Below are 17130 nucleotides of genomic sequence, written 5' to 3'. Positions count from 1 at the left end.
AATGGCACAAGACACCAAAGTAAGATATTCAGATAAAGAATTGGAAGAATTCAGAGCCTTGATAGAAGAGAAGATCGAGAAGGCCAAAAGCCATCTTGAACTTTTGAAGAGTTCATATATGAACGATGGCAATAATGGCACTGATGACACATCACCTACTTTTAAAGCTTTTGAAGAGGGTTCAGAAACAATGAGCAAAGAAGCGAATACGCAATTGGCAATTCGCCAAGAAAAGTTCATCCGCGATTTAAAAAATGCATTGTTGCGTATCGAGAACAAAACGTACGGAATCTGTAGAGTGACCGGAAAACTCATCAACAAAGAACGTTTGAAGCTTGTACCGCATGCGACCTTGAGCATCGAGGCAAAGAACATGCAGAAATAGCACCACACAAATCAAGGCCGGTGCGCGCCATTTGCTTTATAGTAATCCTGCTACTTTTTTGTGCACCTACTTTTGCGCAAAAGCGGGTGAAAAAGGTATTGGTCAACCCAGAGAGCACATCCATTCTTATTAATGCTGATAAGTGTTTTCAAGTTGATTTGAAAACCGTTTCGGGCAATGAGATTCTGGTAAATGCAACCATTGATGGTGAGTACCGAAAAGATTTGGTGGTCTTGATAGAGGAAGAAGGCACCAATGTTTTGATCAGTGCTGATTTTCAACCCAATTTTGTGAATCCGAACGACAAGCTGAGCGCCCATAAAGTATTGTCGATTTCGTTGGAAATTGTGCTTCCAGAATATGTAGATGCCCATCTTTTTGGCACAAACACCAATGTCTTGGCCACAGGGCATTATAGAAAATTGAAGATTGACCTCTCTGATGGAACGTGCACTCTTGAAAATGTCAGTGAAAAAGTGTCGGTCAAAACCCAATCCGGAACCATTTTTTTAAAGGCTGCATCCGGCACGGTAGACGCAAAAAGTCAATATGGTCAAGTACTGGGAAAAAGCATTGTTTCTGGAGACAACTACTTTGACCTGCACTCGATTGAAGGCGACATTCATATCATGAATACCGAATAATATACATACTTTTGCGCCATTATTTTTTTGGTGCCTGTTTACATTTGTACGATTGATTTTTGTAATGCCGTTTTTGATGCAGAATAAGGCAAAATCGAAGATAATAGCAGGGCTACTTGATGAGATTTTAACGTAATTATGCGAAAAAGAGGTTTAGAAAAACTATTGGTGGAAATATAAATAGGCACTAGATGGATTTAAAGAAATCTGCAATCTTGGTCATACTTGTTTTACTGGTCGATCAGATAAGTAAAATTTATATCAAGACCCATTTTGTACTTGGCGAACCTTATGAAGTCTTCAGTTGGTTCAAGATACTTTTTATAGAAAACGAAGGTGCAGCTTGGGGCACCAAGTTGAGCGATATTTTACCCATTTCTGATGCTTCGGGCAAGCTATTTTTGACCATTTTCAGGCTTCTTGCCATTCTGGGCATTGGGTACTGGCTTTATGATATCATTAAAAAGAGTGCTCCCAAGGCATTGATTATCGCTGTATGCCTCATTTTTGCCGGGGCATTTGGCAATATCGTTGACTCCGTGTTCTATGGGGTGATTTTTGATGATAGCAATAATCAGGTGGCCACCTTATTTGCTGAAGAACCTTATGGAAAATTGTTCTACGGTAAAGTGGTCGACATGCTTTATTTTCCTGTCATTGACACAACTTGGCCTGAATGGGTTCCCGGTCTCGGCGGGAAGAACTTTCGATTCTTTGAGCCTGTCTTCAACATAGCGGATACTGCCATAAGCACTGGTGTGGCAATACTCATCATATTCAACAAAAAGGCTTTTCCAAAAAAAGAAACAGATCTTGGGACTGATTCTCAGAATTCGTAAATTTTTTTGGGTGTGACGCAATAGTTAAGCGGTACATCATTTTCTTCCACATCTTCAATATGCTCTTCAGCTTCAAAAAAGGAAAGTCCAATTTTCAAAACATCAGCCCTACATTTCCGTAAAAAGGTGTCGTAAAAGCCTTTGCCATAGCCCACACGCTGCCCCTTTTTATCAAAGGCCAATAGTGGCACAAACACGATATCGATTTTATGTTCAGGTACTTCGATGCCATCAACAGGCTCGGGAATCTGCCATTTATTTTTTTTAAGGATGGTGCCATCGGTCAAAAGGTAGTTTTTCAGCGATTGTTTACCAACGACTTTTGATAGTACGATGTCTTTGTCTCTCGCTTGAAGCAATGTGATGATGGGCTCGGTATCTACCTCTTTGCTTTTGGCGATGGTCAGAAAAATATGATAGTAGGAAGCACTCCAGATATGGAGATTCAACAACTGATTGGCAATGGCGATGCTATTTTTGGAAATAAAAAAAGGAGAAAGCAACTTTCTTTTCTCCTTGTAGGTCGTTCGCAGTTCGTGTTTTAACATTCTGGAACTTTAATCCGGGGGATGTTTTGGATCAGATACTTACTCTCTGGTCGATACAGAGAAATAAATTTTGAAGAACAGCATCAAAATTAGATACATGCCCAAAACAATAATGTAGTTTTCCATTCAGTTTACATTAATTTGACCTAAATGTAATTAAAATTTTAAAAAAACACCCATGAAGTGCACTTTTTTATCGTTGAAATGCACTTTTTTATAGAAATTTTAACTCATTCACCAATATGACACCTAAATAGAATTATATAGAACGCTGATTTTGTGAAGGTTAAGATTTAATATGGAACCATGTGTTAAAAATGAAAAAGAACAGATAGCGTGATTTTAGCATTTTCTTTATGAAAAAACACCGTAATTTCACGATGCGTTTGGTTGCTCTTTCCTAAAAATTTATGTCTGACCTGCCTTTAGAAATTCAAGTGAGTGCATTGCCCAGCAATCCCGGGGTCTACCAATTTTATAATTCAGAGGGAAAGATACTTTATGTGGGCAAGGCAAAAAACCTGAAGAAAAGGGTCTCATCCTATTTTACCAAAAAACACGCTTACGGTAAGACGAGGGTGTTGGTAAAGAAAATCCGTTCGATCAAACACATCGTGGTAGCGACAGAATCTGATGCCCTGCTTTTAGAAAACAACCTTATCAAGAAGTATCAGCCAAGGTATAATGTGATGCTTCGAGACGATAAATCCTATCCATGGATATGTATAAAAAACGAGCGCTTTCCACGCATATTCATGACCCGCAGGCTGATAAAAGACGGTTCAGAATATTTTGGGCCCTACACAAGTGTGAAAACGGTAAAGACACTGTTGGATCTCATCAGAAGCGTTTACCCCTTGCGTACATGCAATTATGATTTGTCTGAAGAGAAAATACAAGCAAATAAGTACAAGGTTTGCCTCGAATACCATTTGGGCAATTGCAACGGACCCTGTGAGGGGCTTCAGTCTGCCGAGAATTATCACAAGCAGATGGATGATATACGCAATATCATCAAAGGAAATTTCAAGAATTCACTTTCAAACCTGAAAGATGGAATGAAAGCGCTTGCTGCCAAAATGGAATTTGAGAAGGCACAGCGAATCAAGGATAAGATTGAAATTTTAGAGAACTATCAGGTCAAGTCGACCATCGTCAACCCGAAAATCAGCAATGTGGATGTGTTTTCCATCATTTCAGATGAAACCCATGCATACATCAATTTTCTTCAATTGTCACATGGCCTTATCATTCGTTCGCACACCCTTGAGCTCAAGAAAAAATTGGATGAAACTGAAGAAGAATTGTTGCAATTGGGCATTGTTGAGATTCGGCAGCGTTTCAATTCGCAATCCAAAGAAATTTATGTGCCATTTCCAGTGGTATTGGATGAGGATATCAAAGTCACCGTTCCCAAACTGGGTGACAAGAAGAAATTGGTGAGCCTATCTGAACGCAACGCCAAATTCTTCAGGCAAGAACGATTCAAACAGATGCGGATCGTAGACCCCGACCGACATACGAAACGGGTGATGGCACAGATGAAGGCCGATTTACGCTTATCGGAAGAACCCCGACATATTGAATGTTTTGACAATTCGAACATTCAGGGCAGTAATCCTGTTGCGGCATGTGTGGTGTTCAAGGATGGAAAACCAGCAAAAAAGGAATACCGTCACTATAACATCAAAACCGTTGAAGGCCCCAATGATTTTGCGTCTATGGAAGAGGTGGTGTTCAGAAGGTACAAGCGTCTGTTGACCGAAGATGAATCACTGCCCCAATTGGTAGTGATAGATGGCGGCAAAGGGCAACTTTCATCAGCCCTGAAAAGCCTTGAAGTATTGGGTCTTCGTGGCACAATCGCCATAATAGGCATTGCCAAACGTTTGGAAGAAATCTATTTTCCTGAAGATTCGATTCCCTTGTACTTGGATAAAAAATCAGAAACCCTAAAGATTATACAGCAATTGCGGAATGAAGCCCATCGTTTTGGCATTACCTTCCATAGAAAAAAGCGCAGTAAAGCTGCTATCAATTCTGAACTTGAAAATATTGAGGGCATTGGCGAGAAAACGGCGGAGCAATTGTTGAAAGAGTTTAAATCTGTTAAGCGGATTAGGGAAGCGAGTATTGATAATTTGACAAAGGCCATAGGGGCTGCAAAAGCGAGGAGGGTGTATGAATCGTTCCATTAGTAGACACATCATACTGGTTTGCCTATTGGTTTTGGGCTTTTTTGCCCGTGGCCAAGACAATGAAGTACCGGTAAAGGTAGGTGTTGTCTTAAGTGGCGGCGGGGCAAAAGGGTTGGCCCATATTGGGGCTTTAAAAGCAATTGAAGAAGCTGGGGTCAAAGTCGATTATATTGGGGGCACCAGCATGGGCGCCATCATAGGGGGGCTTTATGCTGCGGGCTATACTGCCAAAGAACTAGACTCTATTTTTAAGGGTACCAACCTTGCAGAGCTTATTCAAGACGATGTTCCCAGGGGTGCAAAAACGTTTTATGAAAAGGAAGATTCTGAGCGTTATGCACTGGCACTGCCATTTGATAACTTTAAGGTTTCTTTCCCACAGGGGCTTTCCGGTGGCCAAAATGTCTATAACGAACTGGTTAGGTTGTTGTTTCATGTGAAAGATGTGGATGATTTTGACAAGCTTCCCGTTCCATTTGTATGTATTGCGACCAATGTTGAGACCGGTGAAGAAATAGTCTTGGATCAAGGGTATCTGCCAGAAGCGATTATGGCGAGCGGCACACTGCCCTCATTGTTTGAACCGGCTGAGATTGATGGTAAGATTTTGATTGATGGCGGGGTTGTGAACAATTATCCCATAGAGGAGGTCAGGGCCATGGGCGCTGATGTCATCATCGGGGTAGATGTACAACATGGGCTCTCTGAACGCGAATCACTGTCATCCGCCACAGAAATACTGTTGCAAATCAACAATTACCGTACCGTCAAAGACATGCGAGAGAAATCAAAAAAAACCGATATCTACATACGGCCAGATATTGATGAGTTCTCGGTAGTCGATTTTGAAAAAAGGGATGAGATCATAGAAAGTGGCGAAACAGCGGCAAAAGACCAAATCACCATACTGACTGATGTTGCCCAAAGACAAAAAGGCCATAAAAAAGAAAGACGGGCAATTAACAAAACGGATAGCCTTTCAATAAATCGGTTGATAATCGAAGGCGGCAACAACCATACCAGGGGCTATGTAAAAGGAAAGCTACGCTTTGATTTGGGCGAACGCGTCTCGTTCAAAGAACTGAGGCAGGGCATCAACAATTTGGCGGCGACTGGTAATTTCAAGGCGATTAGATATCAGTTGGTGTCCAATGGCTTGGGCACAGATCTGGTTTTGAAGCTCAAGGAAGATCCGGTCAAAATGCACATCAAAATGGGGGCACATTATGATGATTTGTACAAAAGCTCTGCATTGATAAACCTTACCAGAAAGAACCTGCTCACACGTGATGATGTCACTTCTTTCGATTTTATTTTAGGAGACCATATCCGATATCGTTTTGATTATTATGTGGATAAAGGGGCGTATTGGAGTTTTGGTTTTAATTCAAGTTTCACTGATTTTGATGAAGAAATCGACTTCAATCTCATTCGCTCAAACTTTGATGTCATTGACGACCCCAATATCAGTGAAATCAATCTTGACGTGACCGATTTTACCAACCAAATTTACCTGCAGACTGTTTTGCGTGAAGAATTTGCGTTCAGTTTGGGTGTTGAGCACAAGCTATTGAGATACAGCACGCGAACCCTGAATCAAATATCCCCTGAAAATGATGGGGCTTTTCAACCCACTTCTGGTGAACGTACTTTTTTTGAAGACAGCAACTATTTTAGCACGTACGGTAAATTGACGTTGGACACTTACGATGATAAATATTTCCCAAAAAGGGGATTGTATTTTGATGGCGACTTTCATTTTTACCTGCTTTCCTCTGATTTTAATGACAATTTCAAGGAATTTTCAATAGCTAAAGCCCGAATGGGGGGGGCATTTACCCCGCTTAACAAGCTGCATTTGAACATTGAAACAGAGGGGGGCTTTAAACTCGGTACTTCAGGGGTTTCTTCACTAGATTTTGTCTTGGGCGGATTTGGCAATGACCTTGTGAACAATTTTATTCCCTTTTTTGGATATGATTTTTTGAGCCTGCCGGGCAACAGCTTTGTCAAAGCGTACGGTAGGTTGGACTATGAGGTGGCCCCAAAAAATCACATTTTGCTGACAGCTAACATCGCTAATGTGGCAGATGACCTGTTTAGAACCGGCGAGTGGTTCACAGAGCCTGATTTTTCAGGCTTTGGCATAGGGTACGGGTTAGAGTCTTTCTTAGGGCCAGTACAGATTTACTATTCATGGTCTCCCCAAGTTGATGATGGCAATCTTTTCTTTAGTGTGGGCTATTGGTTCTGATATATATAGCGTTATCTCTCTTAAGGAATTGTCAAGATGTTCAGGGGGTAAGTTAAAGTACGTTAAAACCTACAAATTGTAAAAATGCTGCTGTATATTTGATATCACATAAGGGGTGGTTCCCTTATTACTTTAAGTATTGGTTTTTCATAATTTAAAGTTTGGTTGGTTATTTAGAAAAAGCCCTGATGGTTACATCGGGGCTTTTTTTATGCAATACTTTGGAACAACTTTTGTTTAAGTAATTGTAAAAATATGGGCAAAAAGCCCGTATTTACTAATTTTATGCTTGCAAATTGTATGATGAAAAAGATAATAACGATACTGGCGTTTGCATTGGCCTTGAATGTTACCTCGCAGGTGAAACCTGCTTTTAAATCTGGTGAATGGCTCAAATTCAGGATTCATTATGGGTTTTTGAACGCAAGTTACGCCACCCTGAAGGTAACCTCGGAAAAATTGGATTCAGTTCCCGTATATCATGTAGTGGGCAGGGGAAAAACAACGGGTTTTGCCAGCATATTTTTCAAAGTTGACGATACCTACGAGACCTACTTTGGCCGCTATGATGGCAAACCCTACAAATTTATCCGCAAAATAGATGAGGGCGGGTACACCAAAGATATTGAGATAGATTTTGATTATCAGAACCGTACGGCATACTTGGTAGACAATAAGAACAAAAAAAGCTATGATTTTGAAATAAGCAACCAAGTCCAAGATTTAGTTTCCGCAGCCTACTATCTTAGAAATAACTACACTGTAGACGATTTAAAGGAAGGTGAGAGTATTGCGATGGACATGTTATTTGACGATGATGGTATGTACAAGTTCAAACTGAAATACTTGGGCAAAGAGGTGGTACGGACCAAGTTTGGTAAAGTAGAATGTCTTAAATTTAGGCCTTATGTTCAATCGGGCAGGGTGTTCAAGGAACAAGAGAGCTTGACACTTTGGGTTTCGAACGACTTGAACAAGATTCCGATTCGTATCAAGGCCGATTTGGCCGTGGGCGCCATAAAGGCCGATTTGGATGGATTCAATGGCCTTAGGAACCAATTTAAGATAATCATGGATTGATTTTATTGAAACAAACATGATTTTTTTTAATCAAAAACTACAATCTGTGGTATGATTAAAACAACCCCGATAGCTATCGGGGCATGTGAGAACGGGTGCAACGAGTGGTCGCACAGGTTCTTAAATTTTTATGGAATTTACCTTCAATCAGTTAAAAATTTTAAACACTTGAAAAAAGACAAGCTCATTGAGTCCCAAATCAACAAGCTTGAGGAAAAGTTCAAAAATTCTGGCCAAGATTTAAGCTCCTATCTTGATGGATTGCTCTACCAGCGCTATCTCACCTACTGGGATTATATTCACCTAGATACCCTTTTGAGTTTACAGGTGCCGAGAACGCATTTCCCCGATGAGGAAATCTTTATCATGTACCATCAGATTACCGAGCTCTATTTCAAGCTGATTTTGCATGAACAGAAACAGATTGTTGATGACAAATCGCAAAATGTGGATTTTTTCATAGAGAAAGCCACTCGTATCAATAGCTACTACACAGCGTTGATATCATCTTTCAGCATCATGATTAAGGGCATGGAGCGCGAGCAATTTCTTCGCTATCGTATGGCACTGCTTCCCGCAAGCGGATTTCAATCAGCCCAATATCGAATGATTGAACTCTATGCGACCCCACTCGAAAATTTGGTGCACCACACTGAACGCAAAGATTTTTCCGAAAAAACCCCCATTGAAGAGCTTTATGAGCATATCTATTGGAAAAAAGGGGCTACCGATCTGGCCACCGGTGAAAAAACGTTGACCCTCAAGCAGTTTGAATACCGCTACACCCCCCGGTTGATTCGAATTGCCAATCAGGTGAAAGACAATACGATATATCATAAATATCTGAAACTTTCCCAAGCATCCAAAGAGAATAAAACGCTCATTGAAACGTTACAAAAATTAGATATCAATGCCAATGTCAATTGGCCATTGATGCACATGGGCTCGGCATATCGCTATTTGGCCAAAGATAAAATGGCAGTTGATGCCACTGGGGGCACTAATTGGAGAGATTATCTGCCGCCCAGTTTTCAGAAAATAATATTTTTCCCAACTTTGCACTCCGAAGAAGAACAGCAGAATTGGGGCAAACAATGGGTAGATCACATGTTCAACCCAAATAATTTGGAAAGATAATGGGGAGAAAATATGTAGTGGCCGTTTGGGCACTATTCCTTTTGTTTTCGTGTAAAGAAGATAAACCAGAACTAAAACCAGATTTGGCTCAAGAACTTCAGGTAGAAGAAGAGCCCGTATTGAATTTCGGTTTTGATTTCGATCAATACGAAGTGGTGCGCGATACCGTCAAATGGGGCGACAGCTTTGGTGAATTGATGTTGAAGAACAAAGTTGATTATCCTAAAATAGTTACGGTTTCAGAAAAATACCGAGATACTTTTGATGTCAGAAAAATCAGGGTGGGCAAGCCGTATGTAATTTTGAAATCAAAAGACACCACATTGGGCGCACAGATTTTCATTTACCAGAATGACAAGGTCAACTATACCGTAGTCGATTTTAGAGATAGTGCCCAGGTGTACAAAAGCAAAAAAGCGGTTCGTTTTGTTGAACGTGAAGTTGCAGGAACCATTCGAAACAACCTTTCGGCAACACTTGACAGCCTTGGCGTTGACTACAATGTGACCATTGATCTGTCTGAGATTTATGCGTGGACCATTGATTTCTTTCGGTTGGAGAAAGGAGACAGATTTAAGGTGATTTACGATGAGCGCTACATCAACGATACGGTTTATGCAGGTCGCGGCCCGATCAAAGCAGCACTTTTTGAACATAAGGGGAAGCCGGTTTACGCCTTTCCCTACGTAACAGATTCATTAAAGAATATTCTTGATTACTATGATCAAGATGCCAACAACCTTCGAAGCACCTTTTTAAGAGCCCCCATTAAATTTGGCTATCGGTTGTCGTCAAGATACAATCTGAAACGCCGAATCGCATACTACGGTTACAGGGTACGACCTCATAAAGGCACAGATTATGCTGCACCGGTGGGCACGCCGATTATTGCCACTGCCGATGGTACGGTCACCGAATCAAGAAGGCGCGGCGGCAATGGTAAATATGTGAAAATACGCCATAACGGCACCTACAGCACCCAATACCTGCACATGAAGGCCCAAAAAGTAAAAAGGGGTGAGTTTGTAAGACAGGGCGATGTCATCGGATGGGTCGGCATGACAGGCAACACAGGAGGCCCCCATGTTTGCTACCGGTTTTGGAAAAACGGCAGGCAAGTGGATCCATTACGTGAAAAACTTCCTACAGCCGAACCCATAGCCGATTCTTTGAGAACCGCCTACATGGATTATATACATCCAATCAAAACACAATTGGACTGTATCGAATATGAAGCCCCCAAAGTACCAGAAAACAACATGATCACCCTGAACGAGAACCATGGCACTACCCAAAATCAATCCCACCTCAACTAAGGCTTGGACTAGCCTACAGTCTCATTTTGAAACAATAAAACACACGCATCTAAAAGAACTTTTTGAGAACGACCCTCAAAGGGCCGATAGGTTTAGCATTGACTGGCAAGAATTTTTGGTCGACTATTCAAAAAATCGAATTGACGACAAAACTTTGAAGTTGCTTTTGCAGCTCGCAGATGAGGTGCAGCTAAAAGAGGGCATTTCTAAATATTTCGGTGGTGATGAAATAAACGAGACTGAAGGCAGGTCCGTTTTGCATACTGCGCTTCGTGCTAAAAAAGGGCAACGTATTGTTGTGGATGGGCGAAACATTGTTCAAGAAGTATACCAGGTCAGGGAACAGATCAAAGTATTTTCTGAGGCTGTCATCTCGGGTGAAAAGAAGGGCTATACCGATAAAAGTTTTACAGATGTGGTGAACATTGGTATCGGAGGCTCAGACCTGGGCCCAGTAATGGTCACCGAAGCTTTAAAATTTTATGACAACCACCTCAAAGTCCATTTTGTAAGCAATGTTGATGGTGACCATGTGCATGAAATATTGAAAGAGTTGAACCCAGAGACCACGTTGTTTGTGGTGGTTTCAAAATCATTCACCACTCAAGAAACCTTGACCAATGCCCTGACCATTAAAAAATGGTTTTTACAACATGCAAATCAAGCAGATGTTGCAAAACATTTTGCAGCAGTGTCCACAAACACTGAGAAAATCAATGAATTTGGCATTGTTCAAGAAAACGTTTTTACGATGTGGGATTGGGTCGGAGGCCGATTTTCACTGTGGAGTGCAGTCGGTCTCACCATCGCCTTGGCAGTTGGGTATGACAACTTTTCCCAATTGTTGGATGGTGCCCATGAGATGGATGAGCATTTCAAAACGGCAGATTTCTCAGAAAATATTCCTGTGGTGCTTGCATTGTTGAGTATTTGGTACAATAATTTTTATGGTGCCGAAACGGAAGCTTTGATTCCGTACGCACAATACCTGCACCGTTTTCCTGCCTATTTGCAACAGGGGATTATGGAAAGTAATGGCAAAAGCATGGACCGTGCTGGTAATCGAGTGGGCTACGAAACGGGCACAATTATCTGGGGTGAGCCAGGTACGAACTCGCAGCATGCATTTTTTCAGTTGATCCATCAGGGCACAAAGCTCATTCCCACAGATTTTATCGGGTTCAAAGAATCACTACATGGCGATATGGATCATCACAACAAGTTGATGGCCAATTTTTTTGCGCAGACGGAAGCGCTTATGAACGGTAAGACCAAGGCAGAGGTGAGAGAGGAACTTGAATCAAAAGACCTTTCTGAAAAAGAAATTGAAAAGCTATTGCCTTTTAAAGTGTTCGAAGGCAATAAACCTACCAATACCCTGCTCATCAAAAAACTGACCCCAAAAACTTTGGGAAGCCTCATTGCGCTTTACGAACATAAAATCTTTGTACAAGGGTTGATATGGAATATTTTTAGCTATGACCAGTGGGGTGTCGAATTGGGAAAACAGCTTGCCAAAAACATACTTCAAGACATCGAAAATCCGCAAACTGGCAAGCACGACACGTCAACTCTAAACCTTTTGCATTTTTTTAAGGATTGAATTACGTTTTCGTAAATCCTAACACCTCTTTTAAGTGTTGATATACTAGGCTCTGTAGGAAATTTAGTTAAGGAACAGCGATGGTTTCTTAATGTTTTCTTAACACATCAGAGCGTAAAAAGCAGGACTTTTGCGGTACGATTCAAACATTTAAACACTAAAAAATGAAAAGATTTTACTTGGTAATTGCAGCCCTTTTGGTATCTGCGATTTCATTCGCGCAAGGAGTTACCACCTCTTCTATGGGAGGTAAGGTCACCGATGCTTCTGGAGAACCGCTTCCAGGTGCCAGCGTGGTTGCCGTGCACACCCCTTCCGGTACCACTTATGGTGCCGCTACTGATTTTGATGGGTTTTACCGAATCTCGGGTATGAGAACGGGTGGGCCTTACACGGTTACTTTTTCCTATATAGGATTCAACGATGATGTCAAACAGCAAGTCTTCTTGGGGTTGGGCCAAACACAAAGGATCAGTTCTCAATTAACGGAGTCTGCCACTGCGTTGGACGAAATCATAGTTGTTGGCCAAACAACTGGCTTATTTGATTCTGGGAAAACTGGAGCTGAGACTAATGTCAGTTCAAGACAGGTCAACAATCTACCATCCATTTCTCGGAATATTGCAGACTTTGCAAGGCTGACACCACAAGCTAGGGTAACAGGCGATGATGTTATTTCAATTAGTGGACAGAATAACCGCTTTAATGCTATTTATATTGATGGTGCAGTGAACAACGATGCATTTGGTTTGGCAGGTAATGGAACAAATGGTGGTCAAACAGGCGTAAGCCCTATATCGCTTGATGCCATTGAGTCTTTCCAGATTAATGTGGCACCTTTTGATGTTCGTCAATCTGGCTTTGCGGGTGGTAGCATCAATGCGACAACAAGATCTGGAACAAATGAATTCATAGGGTCTGCTTATGCACTTTTTCGCAACGATAGTTTTTCCGGTAAAACACCTGTTGATTTAGTAGGCGATGGTGGAGAGCGAGAGAAGCTTGATGAGTTTACAGCGAATACCTACGGTGTAAGGCTTGGTGGACCACTGATTGAAAATAAGCTGTTTTTCTTCGTAAACTATGAAAGACAAGAAGTAGAAGAGCCTCAACCTTTTGACATCACAACGTATCGTGGAGATGCAACAGCCGGTGATTTGCAAGGATTAAGTGATTTTCTAGTGAACAATTTTGGCTATAACCCGGGTACTTTTGATGATAGTATAGAATCTTTGACCAGTGACAAACTTATCGCCAAAATAGACTGGAACATTAATGAAAAAAATAAGCTTTCGCTACGGCACAGTTATGTAAAAGCTGTACAATTTAATGCCGCTGGATCGAATACAGGGTCTATCAATTTTCTCAATCGATCGATTAATTTTGAATCTATTACCAATTCATCAGCCTTGGAATTGAATTCCCAAATTGGCGATAACATGTCCAATAATTTTGTATTAGGCTACACTAGGGTTCGAGACGATAGAGATCCCTTTGGAGATCCATTCCCTTCGGTTCAAATATTTGACGCGGCAGGAACATCTATATTCTTTGGATCCGAACCTTTTTCAACGGCTAATGTTTTAGATCAGGATATTTTTACATTGACCAACAACTTTCAAATTTATTCAGGTCGCCACACCATCACTATCGGAACAAACAATGAGTACACATCCGTAAGAAATGTTTTCTTCCGCCAAAATTTTGGGGATTATCGATTTAGTAGTTTAGATGATTTCCTTAACGGAGAATTAGCAAACAGATACCGTCATGGATATTCTTTGATTGGCGGATTTGGAGATGATTCTGAGGGTGCAGCAGAGTTCAATATTTTTCAGTTCGGGCTCTATGTTCAAGATGAAGTCGATATCACTGATAATTTCAGGTTTACCGTAGGGGCACGTATTGATGTGCCCTATTGGGAAGATGGTCGTGTCAATGATGACTTCAATACAAGAACAGTAGCATTGTTGGAAGCCAATGGTAAGGATTTAGAAGATGCCCGTGTTGGGCAAGGAATAGACCCAAATATACATTTCTCACCAAGGGTGGGCTTCAATTGGGATGTTAAAGGAGACAGGTCTACACAGCTTCGCGGTGGATTGGGTATATTCACTTCAAGAGTTCCGTTGGTATGGCCAGGTGGACAGTACACAAACAATGGTGTTTCTACTGGTTTTATCCAAAGAACAAGCAGTGATGGTCCAGTGCCAGAATTCAATCCAAATCCAACAGGTCAGTTGCAGGTGCCACCTCAAGGCTCTGGTGCGGTAGGTGGTCAAATAGATTTATTTGCCAAAGATTTCAAGCTTCCGCAAATTTTCAAGACCAATATCGCCATCGACCAAAAGTTGCCTTGGGATATGATTTTCTCCGCAGATTTTATTTGGAACGATAATATCACCACCGTAGCATACGAAAACCTGAATTTAGAAGGACCTCAGTTCTTTACTACAGGTGCAGGATCAAGACCTAATTACGGTTTCCAAAGAATAGATTCTACTTACGATGCGATTTATTTGGGAACCAATACAAGCGCGGGCAGTTCTTATAACATTACGGGTACATTGACCAAGAATTTCTTTGGCCCTAAATTGGACGCTACGGCACAAGTTTCGTATACTTACGGTGATTCAGATGGCTTGTTTGATGGAACAAGCTCACAAAATAGCTCTCAGTGGAGGAATTTGGAAACGGTAAATGGATCCAATAGACCGGATTTATCAATATCAGATTTTTCACCAGGGCATAGGATAATCGCCAATTCTACAGTCACATTTAAATGGACAGATAATATTAGAACTAGATTGGGTTTCTTTTATGAAGGTGCAGAGGGCACTCCATTTAGTTATGTGTACAATGGCAGTGGTTTGCTTTCTGATACTGGTAGTTTTTCAGCGTTGATTTTTGTGCCTGAAACACAAGAACAAGCACAGTTAATCGATTCTGATGACTTTACTGTAGCAGAACAGTGGCAAGCGTTGAATGCAGTGATTGAGGGTGATGAGTATTTGAGATCAAGACGCGGTCAGTTTGTCGAAAGAAATGCTAGTCGTACAGATTGGACCCATATCATAGACCTAAAATTTGCGCAAGAATTTGGCATCAAATGGGGAGAAAATGTACATAAGCTTGAGCTGACAGCTGATATATTCAACTTCACCAACTTATTGAACAAAGAATGGGGAGTTAGAACTTTCACAAATTTCAATCAAGTTCAATTGTTGAATTTCGAAGGTTTTGCTGCTGATGGTACAACTCCACAGTTTACTTTTGATCCAGGGGTTGAAGAAACCACTAACATTATCGATGATGCTGGGTTAGTGTCTTCAAGATGGCAAATGCAATTGGGCGTTCGATATAGCTTTAACTAATCAGAAGTTGATTTATCCTATTAATAAGAACCCTGCCAAAAAGCAGGGTTTTTTGATTGTAAAAAATCAGTATTTTTAGGCCAATATGTTTGTTATGGAAACCTTACAAAATCTACACTCCTATTTTGCCTACATCGTCTTGGCCGTTTTGATTCTTGCAGTCGTGAATGCTTTTTCGGGTTGGTTTGGCAATCGAATCTTCAATTTGCAACGCGATTTGCGCATCAGCCTCTTTGCACTGATTTTAAGCCATCTGCAATTGGTGATTGGGCTGATTCTCTTTTTTGTGTCCAGTAACGGGCTAAAAGCCATTCAGACCTTGGGCATGGGTGGCCTGAATGCCCCTGCACGTCTTTTGGCTTTGGAACATCCGTTGACGAATATCATTGCCATTGCATTGATTACCATTGGCTGGTCACGCCACAAAAAGTTTATGGAAGGAGACAAAAAATTCAAGAGCATTGCCATTTTCTATGGCCTGGGCCTCTTACTTATCCTAAGTAGGATTCCTTGGAGCCAGTGGTTCGAATAGGGCAATTGTCCCCTTGAGGGGACAGTCCGCTCAGGCGGACAGGGGTGTTTTTATATTGCATAAAGAAAAGTAATTGACTCCCATAAAATAGGAACATATTGAATCATCTTTCTGCCCCAGAGGAGGCTTCTTTTATCAAATATAGATACACCGGAAAATGATCGGCATAACCGCCTTGATAGGTGGTGCCAACATACGTTCTGAAGGGATAGCCTTTGTATTTTCCTGAATCGTTTTGCAGGTATTTCGGATTAAAAATTCCTGCTTTCCAGTAGGAATAGGTGGTTTTTTCTTTATCAATCAAGTTTGGGGTGAGCAAAAACTGGTCAAAAAGATTCCATCGGTCACGATAGGCCAAGGTACCTGCCCCTTTGCGAAATAGTTTTTCCATGGGGTTGAACAGGCTCAAGCTATCCAACTGTTTTTGCTTTCCCTTGCTTTTCAATACATTTTTGATGCTTTCATCCCTTGGGTCGTCATTGAAATCTCCCATTGAGATGATTTTGGCATCAACGTCCATTTTTTGGACAGAGTCGATGATTCTCTTGCCCAACTGGGCAGCCTTGATGCGATTGGGGCGGCTTTTGGTTTCACCACCTGAACGTGAGGGCCAGTGGTTGACCAAAAAGTATAGTTGTTCGCCATCCAAAAAACCACTGACCACCAATTGGTCCCGGGTATAATCACGATTTCCATCCACATCAAAAAGCAATAGCCGATGGCTCTTAAATGAGGAAGGTATGAATGCTGATTTTTTATAGAGTAGGGCGACATCGATGCCACGGTCATCGGGGGAATCAAAATGAACAATGCCGTAATCTTGTTTCTGAAGTAGAGAGTGGTTGACCAAATCACGCAATACGTCAATGTTTTCCACTTCACAAAGCCCGATGATATCGGGGGAGTTGCCCACCACATCGCGCCCAATTTCTGAAAGTACTTTGGCGATGGATGAAATTTTCTTTTGGTAACGTGCTTGCGTCCATCGGTAGCGGCCTTCAGGTGTTCGTCCGTCATCAAAGATCAAGGTGTCGTTCTTTGTATCAAAAAGATTTTCGACATTGTAAAAAGCGATGACCCTGACCTTAAATTCTTTTTGGGCATGAACCGAGATGAAGAAAAATAAAATAAAAGAAGAAAAGAGAATCCTCATAAAACTTAAAACACCAAGAATAGTGTTTTTAACCCAAAGTAAAGTTGAATTGTACGATTTTATGTAC

General features: G+C 41.3%; 13 protein-coding genes. 11 read left to right on the top strand and 2 right to left on the bottom strand.

The window, feature by feature from the left end:
• Nucleotide 1: 1 nt before the first annotated feature.
• From AAAH86_RS13660 to AAAH86_RS13650, 3 genes are all read left to right on the top strand, one after another.
• Nucleotides 2-385 carry a TraR/DksA C4-type zinc finger protein gene (locus AAAH86_RS13660; protein ID WP_343488206.1) on the top strand — a complete coding sequence of 128 codons (384 nt, stop codon included), beginning with the start codon at nt 2-4 and terminating at the stop codon, nt 383-385.
• 86 nt (nt 386-471) lie between these two features.
• Nucleotides 472-1029, top strand: coding sequence for a DUF4097 family beta strand repeat-containing protein (locus tag AAAH86_RS13655; RefSeq protein WP_343488205.1), 558 nt, complete (start codon nt 472-474; stop codon nt 1027-1029).
• Nucleotides 1030-1220: 191 nt separating this feature from the next.
• Complete coding sequence (locus AAAH86_RS13650; RefSeq protein WP_343488204.1) at nt 1221-1868, top strand: lipoprotein signal peptidase; 648 nt, start codon at nt 1221-1223, stop codon at nt 1866-1868.
• Here the strand turns inward: AAAH86_RS13650 and AAAH86_RS13645 are convergent.
• Nucleotides 1856-2416: a 5-formyltetrahydrofolate cyclo-ligase gene (locus tag AAAH86_RS13645; protein WP_343488203.1), complete on the bottom strand. Its 561-nt coding sequence runs from the start codon at nt 2414-2416 to the stop codon at nt 1856-1858. The genes AAAH86_RS13650 and AAAH86_RS13645 overlap by 13 nt on opposite strands.
• Before the next feature lie 410 nt (nt 2417-2826).
• Between AAAH86_RS13645 and uvrC the strand changes: the two genes are divergently transcribed.
• The 8 genes from uvrC to AAAH86_RS13605 all read left to right on the top strand — a co-directional run bounded on the left by uvrC (nt 2827) and on the right by AAAH86_RS13605 (nt 15910).
• Nucleotides 2827-4614, top strand: coding sequence for an excinuclease ABC subunit UvrC (uvrC, locus tag AAAH86_RS13640; protein ID WP_343488202.1), 1788 nt, complete (start codon nt 2827-2829; stop codon nt 4612-4614).
• Nucleotides 4598-6868 carry a patatin-like phospholipase family protein gene (locus AAAH86_RS13635; protein ID WP_343488201.1) on the top strand — a complete coding sequence of 757 codons (2271 nt, stop codon included), beginning with the start codon at nt 4598-4600 and terminating at the stop codon, nt 6866-6868. Before uvrC ends, AAAH86_RS13635 begins: the two co-directional genes overlap by 17 nt.
• 303 nt (nt 6869-7171) lie before the next feature.
• A complete protein-coding gene (locus tag AAAH86_RS13630) occupies nt 7172-7948 on the top strand; it encodes a DUF3108 domain-containing protein (RefSeq protein ID WP_343488369.1) in 777 nt (258 codons plus the stop codon).
• A gap of 168 nt (nt 7949-8116) precedes the next feature.
• Entirely contained in the window at nt 8117-9085 is a 969-nt protein-coding gene (locus AAAH86_RS13625; RefSeq protein ID WP_343488200.1) for a tryptophan 2,3-dioxygenase family protein, read from the top strand.
• A complete protein-coding gene (locus AAAH86_RS13620) occupies nt 9085-10401 on the top strand; it encodes a peptidoglycan DD-metalloendopeptidase family protein (RefSeq protein ID WP_343488199.1) in 1317 nt (438 codons plus the stop codon). Before AAAH86_RS13625 ends, AAAH86_RS13620 begins: the two co-directional genes overlap by 1 nt.
• A complete protein-coding gene (pgi, locus tag AAAH86_RS13615) occupies nt 10367-12004 on the top strand; it encodes a glucose-6-phosphate isomerase (RefSeq protein ID WP_343488198.1) in 1638 nt (545 codons plus the stop codon). Before AAAH86_RS13620 ends, pgi begins: the two co-directional genes overlap by 35 nt.
• Before the next feature lie 164 nt (nt 12005-12168).
• The gene (locus AAAH86_RS13610) at nt 12169-15378 is read left to right on the top strand and encodes a carboxypeptidase regulatory-like domain-containing protein (protein WP_343488197.1); all 3210 of its coding nucleotides are present in this window, start codon (nt 12169-12171) and stop codon (nt 15376-15378) included.
• 94 nt (nt 15379-15472) lie between these two features.
• Nucleotides 15473-15910, top strand: a complete 438-nt coding sequence (locus AAAH86_RS13605; protein WP_343488196.1) for a hypothetical protein — start codon at nt 15473-15475, stop codon at nt 15908-15910.
• 103 nt (nt 15911-16013) lie between these two features.
• Here the strand turns inward: AAAH86_RS13605 and AAAH86_RS13600 are convergent, their stop codons facing one another.
• Nucleotides 16014-17063, bottom strand: a complete 1050-nt coding sequence (locus tag AAAH86_RS13600) for an endonuclease/exonuclease/phosphatase family protein (RefSeq protein ID WP_343488195.1) — start codon at nt 17061-17063, stop codon at nt 16014-16016.
• Nucleotides 17064-17130 lie beyond the last annotated feature (67 nt).

The sequence above is a fragment of the Allomuricauda sp. d1 genome, assembly GCF_039592695.1.
GTDB lineage: Bacteria > Bacteroidota > Bacteroidia > Flavobacteriales > Flavobacteriaceae > Flagellimonas_A.
Note: the sequence above shows the minus strand (reverse complement) of the source record. Positions and strands in the feature narration are given on the sequence as shown.

What these genes read in the sequence shown, in the direction of transcription:
- AAAH86_RS13660 (WP_343488206.1), top strand. Translation starts at nt 2, where the DNA reads ATGGCACAAGACACCAAAGTAAGATATTCAGATAAAGAATTGGAAGAA.
- AAAH86_RS13650 (WP_343488204.1), top strand. Translation starts at nt 1,221, where the DNA reads ATGGATTTAAAGAAATCTGCAATCTTGGTCATACTTGTTTTACTGGTC.
- pgi (WP_343488198.1), top strand. Translation starts at nt 10,367, where the DNA reads ATGGCACTACCCAAAATCAATCCCACCTCAACTAAGGCTTGGACTAGC.
- AAAH86_RS13630 (WP_343488369.1), top strand. Translation starts at nt 7,172, where the DNA reads ATGAAAAAGATAATAACGATACTGGCGTTTGCATTGGCCTTGAATGTT.
- AAAH86_RS13600 (WP_343488195.1), bottom strand. Translation starts at nt 17,063, where the DNA reads ATGAGGATTCTCTTTTCTTCTTTTATTTTATTTTTCTTCATCTCGGTT.
- AAAH86_RS13610 (WP_343488197.1), top strand. Translation starts at nt 12,169, where the DNA reads ATGAAAAGATTTTACTTGGTAATTGCAGCCCTTTTGGTATCTGCGATT.
- AAAH86_RS13645 (WP_343488203.1), bottom strand. Translation starts at nt 2,416, where the DNA reads ATGTTAAAACACGAACTGCGAACGACCTACAAGGAGAAAAGAAAGTTG.
- AAAH86_RS13605 (WP_343488196.1), top strand. Translation starts at nt 15,473, where the DNA reads ATGGAAACCTTACAAAATCTACACTCCTATTTTGCCTACATCGTCTTG.
- uvrC (WP_343488202.1), top strand. Translation starts at nt 2,827, where the DNA reads ATGTCTGACCTGCCTTTAGAAATTCAAGTGAGTGCATTGCCCAGCAAT.
- AAAH86_RS13635 (WP_343488201.1), top strand. Translation starts at nt 4,598, where the DNA reads ATGAATCGTTCCATTAGTAGACACATCATACTGGTTTGCCTATTGGTT.
- AAAH86_RS13620 (WP_343488199.1), top strand. Translation starts at nt 9,085, where the DNA reads ATGGGGAGAAAATATGTAGTGGCCGTTTGGGCACTATTCCTTTTGTTT.